A 14793-nucleotide genomic window follows, 5' to 3' on the forward strand; every position below is an offset into this window, starting at 1 on the left:
AACGATCTTCCCGGGGCCCTGGTCTCGCCCAGGCCGAACGCGTCGTGCCGATCCTGTCGCCCAGCTACCTGGCGCATTCACCCTAAGGACGAGCCGAGTGGCAGGCGGGATTCCTCCGCGATCCGCTCGGCAACGCCCGCGGCCTCGTCCCGGTGCGGGTGCAGCCCTGCAAACCTGAGGCCCTACTCTGCGGCCTTACCTACATCGACCTCGTCGGGCTGAATGAGAAGGCCGCCGCCGAGACACTGGCCCGGCAGATGCAGGCGACCGTCACCGGCCGGGCGAAGCCGACCAGCGCCCCCACGTTTCCCGGTACGAGTGTCGCAGGCCGCGGTGCCGGGCTGCCGCGTGTCGGTCGGCGGCGCTCGGTGTCGGTGTCGGTGTTGCACCTGTCCGATCTGCGCTTCGGCGGTGCCAGCGAGCATCATGGCGGGACGGCGCCGCCGTTGGCGCCGATGCTCGACGACCTGCGCCGGCTCGCCACGGCCCGGCCGGAGGCGAACCGGCGGGATCCGCTCGCCGACCTGATCGTCGTCACCGGGAATCTGACCGCGACCGCGTCCCAGGACGAGTTCGACCGGGCGCACGACTTCCTCGCCGCCCTCGCCGATGGTCTCGACCTGCCTCGGGACCGGATCGTCGCCGTCCCCGGCGATCTCGACGTCAACGACGCACTGTGTGAGTCCTACATCCTGCAGGAACGCGCCTACCGGAAGCCGGCCGTCGAGCCCTTCTGGCCAAAATGGGAGTTCTTCGCCAACTTCCTGCGGCGCCTGCACGGGGACGAGGCCGAGGCGCGGTTCCGGCTCGGGCGGGAATGGTCGGTCGTCGCCTTTCCCGAGCTCAGGGTCGTCGTCGCCGGGCTGAACTCGACGATGGCGCGCACCCACGAGATCCGCCACGCCGAACTCGGCGAGCGCCAGCTCCGCGCGGTGGTCGAGGAGCTGGACAGCGGCCCCTGGCAAGACTGGCTGCGCCTCGGCATGGTCCACCACGCCCCGACGGGTTCCGCGGAACCGGGCGTGCACCTGCGTGACGGCGCGGCGGTCGAGGAAGTGCTCGCGCCCCGCCTGCACCTGCTGATGCATGCCGGCGACAGCGAAACCGACCGGTCGTCCGGCGGCCTGCCGACGATCCCGCACGGCCCAGCGGAATCGGCACGCTATCAACTGATCGACATCGACGCGACCGGGTTCACCCGACGGGCGCGGGTACGCGGTTCCGATGCCGGGGCACCCTTCGGCGCCGACGACGCGCGGTCGGGCCGCGTCGATGTCCCGTTCCGCCCGGCACCCGAGACGTTCGGGCCGCCAGCTGCTGGCCGTCGGGCCGCGGGCCCGGCACCCGCCCGCGCCGGCGACTCGGAGCCCGGCGTCGACGGCTCGGAACCTGGCGCCGGCGTCGACGATCGTGGCTGGCCAGACGACCTCGATGACGGCGACCGCTGGATCGCGGACCGCCATGCTGTCGTGCACCGCGATGCCGTGGACGGCATACCCGGCGATGGACGGGCCCGGGGGTCTTGGCGGCGGATCTTGGACGCCCGGCCGAGGGACACCCTCGACGAGCTCGCCCGGATACGCCATCGGGAGACCAGCGTCGAACGGGTCGAGGCCGTCGGAGAGATGCCGGCGCATCTGCGGGTGCGGCGGACGGTGGGCCACGTCGTCGAGTTGCGTCTGATCGGCCTGATCGAGCAGCTCGTCGACGAGGCGTCCGTCGCAGCCTTCGCCACTGCCATCGCCGGGCCCTACCTGGCCTATCCGTTCCGCCTGACGGACCTGGTGTACACCGGGGAGACGCAGGCTTCCCCGGCGCTGGTCGAGTTCGCCCTTGGCCGGCAGGTGCGGCTGCTGAGCATGCCCGAATACCAGGGGTGCTCGACCTGCGGGACTACCTGGCCCAGCAGGCGGACCGGCTGCGCACCGACCGGGACTACCCGCCCGACGCCTACGTCCCGCAGCGCCTCCGCCGCATCGACCGCAGTCGGGCGCCGGTCGGCGACGACGCCCTGGCGGAGGTGCTCGGCTGGCTGTCCACCGACGACGCGCGGTTCATCCTGATACTCGGCTCCTTCGGCCACGGCAAGACGTTCCTGAGCCATCAGCTCGCCCTGGGCCTGCCCGACCAGCTGCCGCACGTCGACCCCATGGTGATCGAGCTCGGCGCGCTGGAGAAGTCGTTCGCCCTCGACCGGCTCGTCGCCCAGCACCTGGTCGACGCCGGGGTGCGCCAACCCGACCTCGATGCCTTCCGCTACATGGTCCGTGAGGGTCGGATAGCCCTGATCTTCGACAGCTTCGACGAGCTGGCCGCCCGGATCACCTACGCCCGCGCCACCGCCTACCTCGACGGCCTCCTGGCGATCCTCGACGGCACCGGAAAGATCACGGACGACGGCGCAGCCGGGCCGAGTTCTTCGTCGACGACAAGGAGGTGCTGACGAAGACCGGCGAGAAGGTCGAACGCACGCTGGGGCGTTTCATCGCCCGGCTGGAGGACTTCACCCCGGCCCAGATCGAGCGCTACCTGGTCGGGCACTTCACCCGGGCCCTGCCCGCCCACCGACCACCGCTCGCGGCACAGGCCGAGGCTCGACAGCTGGCCGCACCGCGCCTGGCGCTCGTGCGCGAGGTCCGCGACCTGCCTGACCTCGCCCGCAACCCACGGCTGCTGTCGTTCATCGTCGAGATCGACGATGAACTCCTGCGCGCCGTCCGGGATCGGGCCGCCAACTCCGGCGACGGCCGGGTCACCGCCGCCGAGTTGTCCGACCTGATGCTCGGCTTCCTCGTCGACCTGGCCGACCAGGAGCAGCTGGCCGCCTGGGTGCGCTCCACCGCCGACGATCCTGACGCGCCCGGGACCGTTCGGGAAAACGCCCTGCTCGTGGCCCGCCACCTGAGCATAGCCCTGCGGACCGGCGCGGCGCTCGCCGGCACCGACCTGTCCGGCCGTGATCTACGCGACGCCGACCTGCGGGACGCCGACCTGACCGACGCCCGGCTCGACGGCGCCGACCTGCGCGAGGCCGACCTGCGCGGGGCGACTCTGGCCGGCGCGTCGCTGCGCGGTACCAGGGTGTCCGGCGCCGATCTGCGGGAGGCGACCCTCACCGGGGCGACCCTGGTCGAGGTCGTGGCCGAGAAGATCACCGCGGGCGGGGCCGTGCTCGACGGCCGCCACATCACCGGCGGCCGCCTCGACGACCTCGTACTCGCCGGTGCCTCGCTGCGCGGCGCCCGCCTGGCGGGCATGGTCCTCACCCGCGCGGACCTCACCGACGCGGATCTTTCCGGCGCGGCCCTCACCAACGTGACGCTTGCGGACACCGGTGTCGGTGGCAGCCGCTGGTCCCGGGCAGCCGTCCTGGGCGGCTCGCTCGGCTCCGCCGCGGACGCGCCCGAACTCATCGCCGCCGCGATTGCGGGGCGGGACAGCGCACAGCTGATGACTTCTCCCGCCCCCGCACAGCAGTACTCGGTGGCGTTCTCCCCCGACGGCACCCTGCTCGCCACCGCCAGCGACGACCGCACCGCCCAGCTGTGGGGACACCACCAGCGGCCAAGCGGTTGCCTCCGTCGTCGAGCTGAGCGAGGGATGGGCGGTGCTGCTACCCGACGGCGCCTACAAGCTGGTAGGCGAGTCGAAGGGACGATTCTGGTGGGTCATCAAGAATGTTCGCTTCGAGCCGGGTGAGCTCGACCCCTACGACCCGACCATCCGCCGGCTCCCTCCGGGCGCCCGCCTACCGCTGCCCGCGGCATGGCACCCCGTTCCGCTTCAGCCAACCAGCCCGGCTGCCCCTCGTCCGCCCGTCCAGGAGCCCGCGGCATCGGCAGGCGATCCGCCGCCCAGGCCGCCGGGGCTGATCTCCTGACTCCAGCGTCGATAGGAGCTCATCGAGGCCGGAACCTGTCCGGATACGGGCCCAGCCCACTCGTCGACGGCCCGTAGTCGCTCGCCCGCACAGGTACGGTCCCGCGGACAACGTCATCGCGACCCAGCGAGCTCACGCGACGAAAAGGAGTTGCCGCGCCCGCGGGCGCGGGCCAAAGGTGCTCCCAATGATGATTCGCCGGGAGACCACCAGGGATGTAGCAGCGATCCGTACCGTGGTGGGGGCGGCCTTCGCCCGACCGGTCGAACCGGATCGGCTCCCGGCCGAGGTCGCCCTCGTGGACGAGCTTCGCGCCGGTGCGGCGTGGATACCCGCGCTCTCGCTCGTCGCGACCAACGCCGCGGACGACATCGTCGGCCACGTCCTGTGCACCCGCGCCACAATCGGCGCCACTCCGGTGCTCGCGCTCGCGCCGCTCGGCGTCCGGCCCGACCACCAGCGGCGCGGTGTCGGCCACGCGCTCATGCATGCCGTGCTCGGCGCCGCGGACGCCCTCGACGAGCCGCTGGTCGGCCTGCTCGGTGACCCGGGCTACTACTCCCGCTTCGGTTTCCGTCCCGCCGACGAAGGCGGCGTCATCGCACCCCAACCCGCGTGGGGCGCGCATTTTCAGGTGCGGACTCTTGCTGCAGGCGGCCCGTCGCCGCGCGGCCGGTTCAGCTATCCCGAGGCATTCGATCGGCTCTGAACCGACGCGGAGAAAGCTTCCAGAGCAGAACTGAATGCACCGAGAACGCGCGGTACCGTCCTCGTCATGGACCGGACGACCGTGGCCATCATCAAGCAGGCATTCCAGCAGGCAAAGCAGTCCGGGGGCGGCACCTACGTCGGCGGTGAGGACGTCCTGCTCGCCCTCGCGACCGAGCCGTCCCTCGCCCGGGACGTGCTGGCCGATCTCGGCGTCACCCCGGAACGCATCCGCACCGTCAGCACCAAACGCGCGCAAGCGCGGGCCGAGGAGATCGGCGGCCCGCCACTGCGCCCCGGCGGTGACCGCGCTGAGCCAGTGCTCCACCTCGACCCGACGGCGCACGCGGCCCTGGGCCGGGCGGAGGGCCTCGCCCTGGCATGGGGACACCCACGGACCGAACCGGAACACTGGTTGCTCGCCGTCCTCTATTCGGACCCGACCGTGCTGGGCGACCTGCTGGACGGTCTGGGGACCTCGGCGGACGCGATAGTCGCCGAGCTGCGGCGACGCGGCGCGCAGGTTCCCGAGGTCGCGGCGCCCACGTACCGCCCCTGGCGCGGCAGCCATCACCTCGACATCTCCGCAGCCGACTGGGAGCCGCTCCTTGCTCTGCTGCGCAAGGAGCACCCGCCCGGCTCCCCATGGCGGTGGAGCTTCAACTACTTCGCCGACGACGCCGACCATCGCGGCCGAGTACATGCGGAGGAGAGCATCGACCTCCTCGCGCTCCTCGCCGCAACGAAGCAGGACCGCACCAGCTGAGCGAATACGCCCGCGGTTCCACAGAACACCTTGATCGCCAGAGGCGAGCCCAGGACGCATTGCGGTACGAAACGCGCGGTCTACGGGCCCAGACCGCGCAAAACGCACCGCAATCGGCAGCGGTTGACGCCCGGCGCCGCGAAACATCATGATCATCAGCACTGGCGGCGGGGAGCGCGGCCTGGATCTGCGCTCGCCACATTGGTGCCTGACGGAACGGGATTTGATCATTTAGGTGCGCCGCGGGAGTACGTCAACGTCGTTGATTATCATGGTGGCATCGACGACAACGAGAAGGATCAGTCGGGTGGGGCGGAGCCTGGCGATGAGCCCACGCCATCCGAGGACGGGGCGAGGCAGGGACGCACGCGGAGGTCGCGGCGGACGCCGCGGGGGACGTTGTCGCGGGAGGTGCTGATGGCGGCGGCGATGGAGGTCGTCGACACCAACGGCGCGGGGGCGTTCAGCATGCGGGCGCTGGGCGGGTTCCTCGACTGCGACCCGACGGCGATGTACCGGCATTTCGCCACCAAGAACGCCCTGCTCGACGCGCTCGTCGACAGCGTCATCCGGGGCGGGGCCGCGGACCTGCCGGAAACCGACGATCCGCGCGCCGACATCCGGGCGAACTTCCGCCAGCTGCGCCGCTCGCTACTCGCGCACCCGACGCTGGCACCGCTGGTGCTGCGCCGACCGCCGGGCATGGGCGCCTACTGGGAGCGCTCCGACCACGCCGTCACCCAGCTGCACCGCGCCGGCATGGACCCGGCGGACGCCGCCAACGTCTATCAGACGCTGCTGTTCTACACTCTCGGCCACACCCTGTCCGAGGCCCGCCAGCTCGCCCGCGCGGTGGAGAAGGAGGGGGCGGGCGCCCGTGGCGGCCCGGTGGCGGCGGTGCGGCCGCCGGCGGAACTCCATCCGGATCTGTCCGACGTCGCCCCGCACCTGCGGGAGGGCAACGAGACGCAGTTCCTCGCCGGACTCGACCTGATCCTGCGCGACCTACCCCGATAGTCGGCGTCCGCGCCGAGCCCTCACCCACAGGGGGTAGCCCATGACGGGTACTCTCCGACGCAGCCTTGCTACGGTACGAGCGTGCCCGTGGCCCCGAGCCGCCCGCGCGAAACGCCCCAGATTCTTACGGTGGGCCGCCGCGGCGCCACCCACGGGTAACTACGGACGGTGAACGCCACCGGTCCGCCGGCAGGAACGGATCGGCGGACCAGTAGGGCGGCGCTGGCGGTGGGTCGAGCGACCGGTGCCGCGGGCAGACCTGATCACGACGGGACGAATCGAAGACGACGAGATCGGAGCACCGGATGAGGTTGCTCGACGGGCGGTCCATGGCCGCCGAGATCGGCCGGTACGTGATCGACGAGGCCGAGCGGCTGATGCTCGCCGGCAAGACACCGACCCTGGCCGTGGTCCTGCCGAACGAGGATCCGGCCGCCCGCTCCTACACCCACATCATCGAGCGGACCGCCGGCAAGGTCGGGGTCCGCTGCGAGCCGCACGAGGCCACCGCCGGCCCGTCGGCGCTCCTCGACACAGTCGATGCGCTGGCCGCCGGCCCGCTGGTCGACGGCATCATCGTCCAGACGCCGCTGCCGGCCGGGCTGAGCTCCCGGGAGGTCGGCGAGCACATCCCCGTCGCCAAGGACGTGGACGGGATGAACCCGGAGAGCCTGGGCCGGCTCGCCCTGGGGCTGCCGGGCTTCGCCCCGGCGACCGCCGCCGCGGTGGTGGAGATCCTCACCCGCGCCCGGATTCCGATGGCCGGCGCACGGGTCTGCGTCATCGGCCGCGGGCCGGTCGTCGGCAAGCCCGTCTCGCTGCTCCTGCTCGCCGAGAACGCGACCGTCACCGTCTGCCATTCCCACACCAAGGATCTGGTGACGATCGCCCACGAGGCCGACATCATCGTGTCCGCGACGGGGGTCGCGCGCCTCATCGGCGCCGGGTTCGTCCGGCCGGGGGCGACGGTCATCGACGTCGGCACGGCGGTCACCGACGCCGGCCAGGTCGGCGACGTCGACGCCGCGGCCATCGCGCCGGTCGCCGGTGCCCTCACGCCCGTGCCGGGCGGCGTCGGCCCGGTGACCACCATGCTGCTGCTGCGCAACACGATCCGAGCCGCCCGCACCGACTGACGGACGGGACGGCCGGACCGCGCCGGGTCGCCCACCGCCGGGGGCGCCCACCGCCGGGTCGCTCACGCCGGGGTGCACAGCGGGTCGGCGAGGCGGACCCGGTTGCGCCCGTCGGCCTTCGCCCGGTACAGGGCGGTGTCGGCGCGGGCGATGAGCGCGGACAGGTCGCCGGCCGTGCCGTGATGGGTCGCGACGCCCACGGACACGGTGACTGACAGCGGGGGCCGCCCGTCCAGGCGGCAGCGGGTGGCGGCGACCTGGCGACGGATCCGTTCGGCGATGTCGACCGCATGCTCCCGCCCCACCTCGGCGAGCAGGATGACGAACTCCTCCCCGCCGAAGCGGCCGACGAGGTCCCGCGGCCGGGCGGCGGCCCGCAGCGTGTCCGCGACGGCGAGCAGGATGACGTCCCCGATGAGGTGGCCGAAGCGGTCGTTGACCTGCTTGAAGTGGTCGATGTCGACGAGCAGCACCGACAGCGGCCGGCCGGCGCGGGCCGCCCGGCTGATCTCACGCTCGGCGACCTGGCGCCAGTAGGCGGCGTTGGCAAGCCGCGTCTTCGCGTCCGAGCGGGCGGCGTGCAGCAGGTCGGCGTGCAGCAGGCTGCGTTGCAGCAGCAGTACCGGCGGGGTCACGGCCAGCATGAGGAAGGGGCTCGCCGCCCACAGCACCGCCACCACGATCGCCGAGCAGATCTCGACGGCCCGCGCCGGCACCGGCTCGCGGCCGAGCCGGGACGCCCGCGTGGGGGGCCCGACCGGGCGGTGGACGTCGGCGCCGGGCGCGGTGCCCCCGAGCCAGGCGTCGAGGCCGTCGCCCCGGCCCGCCCGGGTCATCCCCACCCCGGGCAGGCTGGCGACCAGCGGATACACGGCCACGGCGGACAGGAACGCGGCTGCCGCGACGCCCGAGCCGACCAGGCCGTCGACGGTAAACGGTCCCCTGGTCGGGCTGAGAAGCAGGTGCACGCTCGACGCGCAGAAGCCGGCGATGCCGAGCGCCGCGGCGTGGAACAGCCGCAGGTGTGGCGGGCGGACCGGGTCGACGCGGCCGGCGAGCCAGCACAGCGGCAACCCGATCACCGTCGGGTAAAGCGGCGGCAGCAGCACGGCCACGGCCACGGTCCAGGTGGCGAGCAGGTCGTGCCGGGCGGCCGGGAAGACGGTGAGGTCGGCCCCCAGCCGCCCGGAGACCACCACCGCGAATCCGCCGAGGGCGACGAACGCGGCGAACGCAAGCACGTCGACCCAGCGCGGCCGCAGCCCGACGATCGCGACGCCGACCAGCACAGCCCAGCACAGCGTGACCCCCACGACCCGGCGCACGACGGCCCGCGGCGCGCACCACAGCGTCCAGTCCCGCCCGACCAGCCGCGGCAGCACCCGGTGGCACCGCCGGGACGATCCGTCCCCACCCGCCCGAACGGGGTGGGCCCGGTCCGCCGGCCTGCGGTCGCCGCCGGAACCGCCAGCCCCGGGAAGGCCGAGGCCGGCCATGCGCAGCGCCGGTGGGCAGGCCACGGTCGGGCCCGGGTGGACCCGCGGGTCGCGCACCCGTAGCCGTCGCCACGCCCGGCGGGCGCTGCCCAGCAGTGCGCTACCTGGGCGGCGTGGGAGTCGTAGGCGTAACGGCATTGGCGGATGGCCTTCCTCGTTCTCGTCCGCGGCCATAGTCGGCCGGAACCGCCCGGTGAATCCAACCTCGTCGTTGCTACTCACAGTGAATCATTGAAAACGAAGAGTGCGAAGCCGTTCGCGCCATTCGCAACCAGCGCAATGGCCCGGCTAACTGCTCGGGAGCGGCGGTCGGCCGCCTTCTCGCACCGCGACGGGCCGGGAACCCGTTCCGGAAATGGCATCTGACCTGCGACGACGAATGCAACGGCGAAAGGGTCCACGCCGGGACCCACGGGCCGGCATCCACTCCGCGACGCCCGCAGAGAGACCCCACACACGACACGCCCGGGAAACGGTGTCGCTCCCCGTCTGGGACCAGCGACGGCCGAGCCGCGGACCAGTCGAAGACCAGTCCTCCACCCGGCTGCCTGGACCGGCGCGGCCCGGACCGACAGCCCGGACCGACGGCTTGGACCGACGGCCTGAGCCGGTGGGGGCCTGCTCAGGTGGTACGGGCGACCGCCTCGACCATCGCGGCGGTCAGCGCGGCCACGTCCGCCGGCGTCGTGATGAACGGCGGCATCGTGTAGACCAGCCGGCCGAAGGGCCGCACCCAGACGCCGAGCTCCACCAGCAGCGGCTGGATCACCGACATGTCGACCGGCTCCCGCGTCTCGATCACGCCGATCGCGCCGAGCACCCGCACATCGGCCACGCCCGCCAGCTCCGCCGCCGGGGCCAGTCCCACCGTAAGCCCCGCGGAGATCTCGGCGACCCGCGCTCGCCACGGCGAGGACAGCAGCAGCTCGACGCTGGCGTTCGCGACCGCGCTCGCCAGCGGGTTGCCCATGAACGTCGGGCCGTGCATGAACGCTCCGGCGGGTGAATCGGACACGCCGGCGGCCACCTCGTCGGTGCACAGCGTGGCGGCCATCGACAGGTAACCACCGGTCAGCGCCTTACCCACGCACATGATGTCGGGGCTGATCCCGGCGTGGTCGCAGCCGAACAGCTCCCCCGACCGCCCGAAGCCGACGGCGATCTCGTCCGCGATGAGCAGCACCCCGTGGTGATCACACAGCTCCCGCACCCGGGCGAGCCACCCGGGCGCGTAGAAGCCCATCGCCCCGGTGCCCTGCACGACCGGTTCGAGGATGACCGCGGCGACCTCGTGGGCGTGCCGGGCGAGCAGCCGCTCGAACTCGGCGACGTCGGCGTCCTCGCACGGCTCGCCGTAGGCGCTCCTCGGCGCCGGGGCGAACAGGTGGCGAGGCAGGAGCTGGCTGAACAGGTGGTGCATCCCGGCATCCGGGTCGCAGACGGACATCGCGCCGGAGGTGTCGCCGTGGTATCCGCGCCGGATGGTCAGCAGCCGAGTCCGCTCGGGCCGACCCCGGCCGGTCCAGTACTGCAACGCCATCTTGATCGCGACCTCGACGGCGACGGACCCCGAGTCGCAGAGGAACACCCGGCGCAGCAGCCCGGGGGTGATCTCCACCAGCGTCTCGGCGAGTCGCACCGCCGGTTCGTGGGTCAGGCCGCCGAACATCACGTGCGACATCGACGCGAGCTGCGTACGCACCGCCTCGTCGAGCACCGGGTGACGGTAGCCGTGGATCGCCGCCCACCACGACGACATCCCGTCGATCAGCTCGCGGCCGTCCGTCAGCGTCAGGCGCACCCCGGCCGCGGACGACACGGCGAACAGCGGCCCCGTCGCCGACGCCGAGGCGTAGGGGTGCCAGACGACCCGTCGGTCCCGCGCCACGAGATCGGCCCCACCCGGCCAGCCCGTCCCGCCCGTCGACGGGAGTTCCGATGACGGCGAGGCTGACACGGCGGCGACGGCGAAGGATGGGTTCACCCCTCCCACTCTGGCCCATCGGCGACGCGGGTGGCCGTCCAAGGACACTCGAGCCCCACCCACCGTGCCAGCCGCCCGCTCGCGACGCCGCCCGGCGCACCGGGCAGGATGGGCGGCGTGGTCATCCCGATTCACGACATCAACCCGCTGAGCCGACGGCCGATCATCACCTGGCTGCTGATCGCCGCGAACGTGGTGATCTTTGTCTTCTTCGAGCCCGTGGTGAGCTCGATCGCCGGAATCGGGACCTCGACCCCGCAGAACGCCTGCGAGCAGCAGCGGTTCTTCCAGGAGTGGGGCGCGATCCCCCGGGAGCTCGTACACAACACCCAGCTCTCGGCCGCCTACTCGGGTCACATCGGCGTCGACGCCGCCGGCAATCCCGGGTGCATCGTGCAGTCTCCGCCGAATTTCGACAAAATTCCGGTACTCTCGGTGCTGTCCGCAATGTTCCTGCACGGCAGCTTGCTTCACCTAATCGGCAACATGCTGTTTCTCGGGGTCTTCGGCAATAACATCGAAGATCGCATGGGCAGGCTGTTCTACCTGCTGTTCTACCTGGTCTGCGGGTACGCGGCGACCTACGGCTTCGCGTTGTTCGAAAGCGGGTCGTCGAACACCCTGATCGGCGCCTCGGGCGCCGTCGCCGGAGTGCTCGGCGCCTATCTCGTCCTGTTTCCCAGGGCCCGCGTCATCGGCCTGGTATCCGTCCTGTTCTTCCTTCCGTTCTGGTTGCCGGCCTGGATCGTCCTTGGTTTCTGGTTCGCCCTGCAGTACGTGTACTTCACGGGGTTCGGCGTCGCCGACGGAGGTGCCGTCGCCTACGGGGCGCACGTCGTCGGCTTCGTCGTCGGGGCACTGCTCGTCGCGCCGTTCATCCGCCGGCTGCGCGCGGCCGGACCAGGCACGCCGCCCCGGGTACCGCAGCACCGGTGGATCCGCGGGACCGGAGCCTCCGCCGCCGCCCGCCATCGCCGAGGTTACTGACTCATCCCGGGTCGGTGCGGTGGTATCCGCCAGTGCGGTGCGGCACGCTTGTCGAATTATGTCCGACCCGCCCTCGATGTCGCCCGCTCTCGCCTCCGGCTCCGGGGCCCCCGCGTCCGGTGCGGGCGGCCACGTCTACCGGCGGACGCTCGCGACCCCCGGCGCGGCCCGGTTCATGGTGCCGGCGTTCGTGGGACGGCTGCCGATCGCGATGCACGCGCTCGGCACCGTGCTGGTCGTCCAGGACCGTGCCGGCTCGTATGCCGTGGGCGGCGCGGTCGCCGCCGCCGGGGCGCTCAGCGAGGCGGTGTGCGTGCCGCGGGTGGGTCGCGCCCTCGACCGCTTCGGCCAGGCCAGGGTGCTGCTCGCCGGACTCGCCGGGCACCTGCTCGGGGTGGCGGCGCTACTGGCGGTGGTGCGGGCCGGCGCACCCCGCCCGCTGTGGTTCCTCGCCGCGGCGGTCGCCGGTGGCTGCCTGCCGCCCGTCGGGACCTGCGTGCGGGCCCGGTGGAGCGCGCTGCTGACGGGTAGCGCCCTACTGCCCGCCGCACTCGCGCTCGAGGCGGCGATAGACGAGTTGGTGTTCACCCTGGTGACGGCGCTAGTCACCCTCGTCGACCCCGCCGCGGGCCTGCTGGCCTCGGCGGTCCTGCTCGGGATCGGCGCCCTGGGGCTCGCGCTGCAGCATGGCACCGATCCGGGTCCTCGCTCCGCGTCGGCCGCGCCGCCTGAACGGATCATGCGGCGGCCGGACACCCGCACCCTGGTCGCGATCGTGTTCGCCATCGGGATCGACATCGGGATCGACATCGCCATGGTCGCCTTCGCCCGCGAAGAAGGGCTGGCGGCCGTCGGTGGGCTGCTGCTGGGCATGTTCGCGGCCGGCTCGGGGATCTCCGGCCTGATCAGCGGCGCCCGCAGGCCCGACCGCCCGCTGCAGGCCCGGCTGCTGCGTTCCGTCGCGCTGCTGACGGTCGGCTTCGCTCTTCCCCTCGCCGGTGTCGGCGTGGCCGCGATGATCCCGCTGGCCATCCTCGCCGGGGCCACCGTGGCCCCCACAATGATCAACTCCAACGCGATGATGGAACGGATCGTCCCGCCGCAAGCCCGAACCGAGGGCTTCGCCTGGCTCACCATGGCAGTGGTCGGCGGCCTCGCCGTGGGCTCCCCGCTGGCCGGCCGCCTGATCGACGCCGGGGGCACGCGGCTGGGCTACGTCGTGCCGGCGGGCGCGGGCCTGCTCGCCGGCGGACCGCTCGCCGGGCAATGGTTTCGCCCGACGGTGGTTCGCGGCGCAGCGGTTCGCCGGCGACGGCTCAGGAAACGGTGTTGTCGCCCGCCTGGCCATCGGCCCCCTCCCCGGCCGCGGCGGCGGCGCCGCCCGTCTCGGCGGCGGGGATCGGCGTCGCGGAGGCACCAGACCCTCCGGAAGTGGCCGACACAGCAGCGACGGCCGGCACAGCGGCGGCGACCTCGGCGGGCCGGCGACGGAGCAGTCCACGCCGGGCTCCGGGGCGGGCAGCCTCGGCGTCACCGCGCCGTTTGCGGCCCTTGCGGACCGCCGCCGCGACCACCGTCGCGTCGTCGCTCGCACCCTCGGTGGCCTGCGCCGCGGAATCGGTGGCCTCGGCCTTCTCGGTAGCCTCGGCAGGCTCGGCCCCAGCGACGGCCAGGGCCGGGTCGGCGGCCGCTGCCACGCCGGCCGGCTTCACCGCTGCGGCGACCTCAGCCACATCGGCCGACACTGCATCGGCCGACACTGCGGTGGCAGCGACGGTCTCGGCGACGACGGTCTCGGCGGCATCGGCATCGGGCGCCGTCCCCGCGGTGGGCGCTGACGGCAGCACCTCGGTGACGCCGGTTCCCGTCGACGTCGCCGGGGTGGATCCATCGGGCGCGGCGGGTCCGTCGGTGGCATCGGCTCCGGCGACGGTCTCGTCGGCCGAGTCGGCGGCGACCGGCTCGGCAACGGCTGTAACCGGCTCAGCGGCAGCCTTGCGGCCGCGGGAGGTGGGGGCTTCGGCCGGGGCAGCCGCCGCGACGTCGAGGGCGATCGTCCGCCATCCCTCGAAGATCTCGGTGACGGTGTAGCCGTCGGCATTCAGCGCGTCGCGGTAGCGGGCGAGCTGCTCGTAGGACAGCGCCGGATCCGCCGCGACGACGGCCTTTTCCGTGTTCTCCACATCCTGACGACCGCCGGTGGCCGGATTGGCGGCCGGATCAGCGGCCGGGAACGTCGTGACCGTCGCCGACACCCGATAGGTGGTCGAGGCGGCGAGGTTCGCCGTCCCGGTCAAGGTCCACGACCGGCTCGTGACCGTGCCACCGGATGGCCCGGGGGGCGCACCCTCGGTCTGAGCGGCCAGCAACGTAGCGATCTTCGCCTCGGCCGCCATGGGCACCGCGTCGTCGCTTCTACCCCATCGCACGCGCGTACGTCCTTTCTTCATGCTTTCTTCATGCAGTCGGCATCGTCCGCACGCCCGTTCGGCAGCGCCGGCGTCCCCCGGCCCCGGGGACGGTCCGGCCAACAGGCCGTCGGCATGGGCGAAACCGCATTGTGACGGACCGACCGGATGCAGTCCGCATCGGGGTGTGTTCCGACACAGCGGCGACATAACGTCGCAAACTACCAGGAGGTTGGACATGATTGATGCACGCCAAGGAGCGATCGATCGGTGCAGCGCAGACGTCGGCACGGATCACCCCGCGGGGCCCGCCGCCCCACCCCAGAAATTGCCGGAGGCGTAACGCGGATTTCGGCCGCGGCAATCATGCCATGATCGCACCTGGGAACTACACATGGCAGTTAAATGATT

Annotated in this window: 12 protein-coding genes; 10 read left to right on the forward strand and 2 right to left on the reverse strand. The window is 72.5% G+C overall.

Annotated elements, in window-relative coordinates; all coding sequences use genetic code 11:
* Positions 1-158: 158 nt before the first annotated feature.
* The 7 genes from G6R25_RS13585 (at position 159) to G6R25_RS13615 (ending at position 7507) form a co-directional block, all read left to right on the forward strand.
* Positions 159-2063: a metallophosphoesterase family protein gene (locus tag G6R25_RS13585; protein WP_163553262.1), complete on the forward strand. Its 1905-nt coding sequence runs from the start codon at positions 159-161 to the stop codon at positions 2061-2063.
* Complete coding sequence (locus G6R25_RS13590; RefSeq protein WP_163553263.1) at positions 2021-2443, forward strand: hypothetical protein; 423 nt, start codon at positions 2021-2023, stop codon at positions 2441-2443. The genes G6R25_RS13585 and G6R25_RS13590 overlap by 43 nt, the downstream gene beginning before the upstream one ends.
* Positions 2437-3699 (forward strand): pentapeptide repeat-containing protein, encoded by a 1263-nt coding sequence (locus tag G6R25_RS27070; RefSeq protein WP_163553264.1) that lies wholly within the window; start codon positions 2437-2439, stop codon positions 3697-3699. Before G6R25_RS13590 ends, G6R25_RS27070 begins: the two co-directional genes overlap by 7 nt.
* Positions 3700-4067: 368 nt before the next feature.
* On the forward strand, positions 4068-4589 hold the full coding sequence (locus G6R25_RS13600) for a GNAT family N-acetyltransferase (RefSeq protein ID WP_235948320.1): 522 nt from the start codon (positions 4068-4070) through the stop codon (positions 4587-4589).
* A 66-nt stretch (positions 4590-4655) separates the two neighbouring features.
* Positions 4656-5354 (forward strand): Clp protease N-terminal domain-containing protein, encoded by a 699-nt coding sequence (locus G6R25_RS13605; RefSeq protein ID WP_163553265.1) that lies wholly within the window; start codon positions 4656-4658, stop codon positions 5352-5354.
* Between the two features lie 417 nt (positions 5355-5771).
* Entirely contained in the window at positions 5772-6371 is a 600-nt protein-coding gene (locus tag G6R25_RS13610; RefSeq protein ID WP_163553266.1) for a TetR/AcrR family transcriptional regulator, read from the forward strand.
* Between the two features lie 305 nt (positions 6372-6676).
* Complete coding sequence (locus tag G6R25_RS13615) at positions 6677-7507, forward strand: bifunctional 5,10-methylenetetrahydrofolate dehydrogenase/5,10-methenyltetrahydrofolate cyclohydrolase (protein ID WP_163553267.1); 831 nt, start codon at positions 6677-6679, stop codon at positions 7505-7507.
* A 62-nt stretch (positions 7508-7569) separates the two neighbouring features.
* Here the strand turns inward: G6R25_RS13615 and G6R25_RS13620 are convergent, their stop codons facing one another.
* Together G6R25_RS13620 and bioA are read right to left on the reverse strand one after the other, a co-directional pair.
* The gene (locus tag G6R25_RS13620) at positions 7570-9225 is read right to left on the reverse strand and encodes a sensor domain-containing diguanylate cyclase (protein WP_235948323.1); all 1656 of its coding nucleotides are present in this window, start codon (positions 9223-9225) and stop codon (positions 7570-7572) included.
* A 400-nt stretch (positions 9226-9625) separates the two neighbouring features.
* Positions 9626-10891 carry an adenosylmethionine--8-amino-7-oxononanoate transaminase gene (gene bioA / locus G6R25_RS13625; protein WP_205447103.1) on the reverse strand — a complete coding sequence of 422 codons (1266 nt, stop codon included), beginning with the start codon at positions 10889-10891 and terminating at the stop codon, positions 9626-9628.
* A gap of 213 nt (positions 10892-11104) precedes the next feature.
* Between bioA and G6R25_RS13630 the strand changes: the two genes are divergently transcribed.
* The 3 genes from G6R25_RS13630 (at position 11105) to G6R25_RS13640 (ending at position 14065) form a co-directional block, all read left to right on the forward strand.
* On the forward strand, positions 11105-11974 hold the full coding sequence (locus G6R25_RS13630) for a rhomboid family intramembrane serine protease (RefSeq protein ID WP_163553268.1): 870 nt from the start codon (positions 11105-11107) through the stop codon (positions 11972-11974).
* Between the two features lie 58 nt (positions 11975-12032).
* Positions 12033-13616, forward strand: a complete 1584-nt coding sequence (locus G6R25_RS13635; RefSeq protein WP_235948326.1) for an MFS transporter — start codon at positions 12033-12035, stop codon at positions 13614-13616.
* Between the two features lie 122 nt (positions 13617-13738).
* Positions 13739-14065 carry a RodZ family helix-turn-helix domain-containing protein gene (locus G6R25_RS13640; protein ID WP_163553269.1) on the forward strand — a complete coding sequence of 109 codons (327 nt, stop codon included), beginning with the start codon at positions 13739-13741 and terminating at the stop codon, positions 14063-14065.
* Positions 14066-14793 lie beyond the last annotated feature (728 nt).

The organism is Candidatus Frankia alpina, assembly GCF_902806485.1.
Taxonomy (GTDB): Bacteria; Actinomycetota; Actinomycetes; order Frankiales; family Frankiaceae; genus Frankia; species Frankia alpina.

Bases quoted from the DNA above. Each gene is read 5' to 3' on its own strand.
- G6R25_RS13600 (WP_235948320.1), top strand. From the start codon at position 4,068: ATGATGATTCGCCGGGAGACCACCAGGGATGTAGCAGCGATCCGTACC.
- G6R25_RS13610 (WP_163553266.1), top strand. From the start codon at position 5,772: ATGGCGGCGGCGATGGAGGTCGTCGACACCAACGGCGCGGGGGCGTTC.
- G6R25_RS13635 (WP_235948326.1), top strand. From the start codon at position 12,033: ATGTCCGACCCGCCCTCGATGTCGCCCGCTCTCGCCTCCGGCTCCGGG.
- G6R25_RS13615 (WP_163553267.1), top strand. From the start codon at position 6,677: ATGAGGTTGCTCGACGGGCGGTCCATGGCCGCCGAGATCGGCCGGTAC.
- G6R25_RS13605 (WP_163553265.1), top strand. From the start codon at position 4,656: ATGGACCGGACGACCGTGGCCATCATCAAGCAGGCATTCCAGCAGGCA.